Origin of the sequence: Helicobacter cinaedi CCUG 18818 = ATCC BAA-847, from assembly GCF_000155475.1 — a bacterium.
Classification (GTDB): domain Bacteria; phylum Campylobacterota; class Campylobacteria; order Campylobacterales; family Helicobacteraceae; genus Helicobacter_C; species Helicobacter_C cinaedi.
In genome coordinates, this window is sequence record NZ_DS990397.1 from 4,772 (window position 1) to 7,386 (window position 2,615).

2 protein-coding genes and 1 pseudogene are annotated in these 2,615 nt (G+C 31.7%); all 3 read right to left on the reverse strand.

The window, feature by feature from the left end; all coding sequences use genetic code 11:
• Positions 1 to 826 (reverse strand): hypothetical protein (locus HCCG_RS12290; protein ID WP_034548577.1); only part of this gene is annotated, 826 nt, incomplete at its 3' end.
• Positions 826 to 1,941: a lysozyme inhibitor LprI family protein gene (locus tag HCCG_RS10790; protein WP_015453650.1), complete on the reverse strand. Its 1,116-nt coding sequence runs from the start codon at positions 1,939 to 1,941 to the stop codon at positions 826 to 828. The genes HCCG_RS10790 and HCCG_RS12290, both read right to left, overlap by 1 nt.
• 87 nt (positions 1,942 to 2,028) lie before the next feature.
• A pseudogene (locus tag HCCG_RS10795) lies at positions 2,029 to 2,615 on the reverse strand (hypothetical protein); the annotation flags it as partial.

A 2,615-nucleotide genomic window follows, 5' to 3' on the forward strand; every position in this document is an offset into this window, starting at 1 on the left:
GAGGTTTAAGGGTGGTCGTAATGTCATCATATGTAAATTCAAAGCGTTCATCAAGTTCTCTACTCTTAGAATCACTCTTAAAGGTTTGAATGTTTTTTTGCGTTAAATTTCTTGTTTCATATTCTTTTATGTATTGATAAAGCTTTTTGTTGTTAAATTTAATAATATGAAGATTTTGAAATATTTCTAAAATATCCTCAAAAAATATTTCATCGTCATATAGTTTGAAAATTTCTGATTCCCACCATCTCCTTTTGGTAAGACCTAATAATTCTTTTCCACCTGAAGTATTGATTGTGTATCGTAAATAAAACCAAATTAAAAATCTATTTTGTTGCCTAACAGCCTTTTGAAGCAATTCACCATAATGGTTATAAGCCCTAGATACTAGAGCAATTCTTTCATAGGATTTTGAAATTTTATTATCAACTTTATTTTCATATGTTTGCAATGTTAAAGAGAATAGTCTATAAGCATTATCTTGTGTCTTTAAATCCAGACTAAGCGTTGCTAAATTTTTAATTGCTTCAAGTGCCTGAGTGGTTGTAATTTTATTAGCTCGCAATTTTTCTAAGATATCCTTTTCTTCATTGGATATTTGCCAATCATTTCCAAAAATTTTTTTGTATAGGTTTGTGATGGTGGTTAGAGAATTGACCTTCAAATCCAATCCAAAACCAATAGCTATACTTTTACCGCCATCACCATAGGGCTTTAAGAAGTCATCGCTCTGAAATAAAGAGCTTTTTATATCTACTTCAAGATTACATATCAAAATCCCTAAAAGTGTTGCATAAGTTTCATCATCTAACGCCCTAAATTTCATCATTGCTCCTTGATAAACTCCATAGTCCAATCTGGATTAGTCCCCGCACCACAAGATTCAAAAATAGATAAACCTGTATTGCAAGATTCTATGGTATTCAAAGGATTTTCTACTCTAAAGCCCTTTTGTGTTTTTTGCAAGGTTAGCTCACATATTTTTTCTACATTATGTCCATCTTTGATTTTTAATCGCAAAATGGCTTCTTTTGGGGAAAGTATCTTTAGGGATAATATTCTATCATCTTTGCGTATTTCACAAGTGGCATATTTATACAAAGATTCATATTCAGCCAAGCAACCTTCATTATTGCAATCCAAAAAGCGGAAAATTTGTTGCCTACTTTTTGATAAATCTATGTTTTGTGAATCTACATTTTCAGAAAAATTATATGTGCCACTCCATTCTTGCACTTCCTTTTTATACATATCTCCCCACTCAAATATCGTTTGGTTGCCACACATTGTGCTACAAAAAGAATCAGGCGAATCAAAGGCTTTCTCATCTCTTGTAAATACAATGCCTTGTGGATTTTTCTTGATATAGATTTTACAATTTATAAAATCCTCATCATCGAAATAGGCTATGGCTTCTTGTTGTGATTTTATCTGCAACTTCAAACTTATATCACATTGGTGCATATCATTAAACTCACTTTTGTGTAGCAAGGCAAAGTATGAGGCTTCACAAGTATTATTTTTACATTTTTGTATTGTAAAACTCCCTGTATAAAGATTTTCTTGTAAGCTATAAGTTCCAAGCCACGCATTGCTTGTATGTGGCGTGTAGCTTTGTAGTTCTTTGATTCTACTCTGTAAAGATTCTTTTAGGCATTCTTTAGATTCGCACCTCTCTCGTGTCTTAAGCCAAGATTTTTGAGAATCTAATAATGCTTTTTTGGCATTCTTATCAAGCTTTGCCTTTGTGTCTTGGTAGCTTTGAGAGATTTGCCTATCTAGATTCTGTAATTCCCCGCTAGAATCTTCACATATCATCTTTTCTACTTTTGTAGTAGCCTTAGCACAATCAAAGCTAGGCTTTGCTTCTTGTGGGCTTTGGGCATTGACACTAATACTTAACATTAAGAAAACCCCTAAGACTATTAGAATTTTTTGCATAAAACCTCCTAGTTTATCTCTCCATATCGGATATATACTCAAACTCCTCATAACTTAAATTCGTTGTTTTGATTGGCATTTAGTTTCCTAATAATTTATTTTTTTGTTATTTTTAACGACTAAAGAAATATCATCAATGATATTTTCCATATATTCCACTTCATATTCGCAGTTAATTCGAAAACAAATAGAAATATGATTCAAATCCCTTAAATCCTTTGAAATATCATATTCATAGTTTATATACAAATTATATCGATGAATACGCTCACAGTAACCTGTATAAAAATTTATAATTCGCTCCTTATCTTCATCTTGGAAAAATTGATTATAAAGATTGTATTTTTGCAACCCTCTAATATAAAACATATCTTTGACCCTAAGAGGCAATAAACCACCGTATATTTTATTTTTTAATTTTTGATTCAGTGTTTCTTGATTAATTGTGCTGTAAGCTAAGAGGGCTATGGCAGTAAGATAATTTCGCTTGATACATCTTGTTTCTAATTCTACTCCACTAAATTGATTATGCAACTCATAAGGTGGAGTGCTTAAAGGCACTTCCTTTTGTGCCTCTTCTTGGGCTTCTGTATCTACAGCCAAATAAGGGCATATTTGTCTATCTCTATATGTCATCATAAATATATTAAATGCTTTTAGGTTCTCTCTTGTCT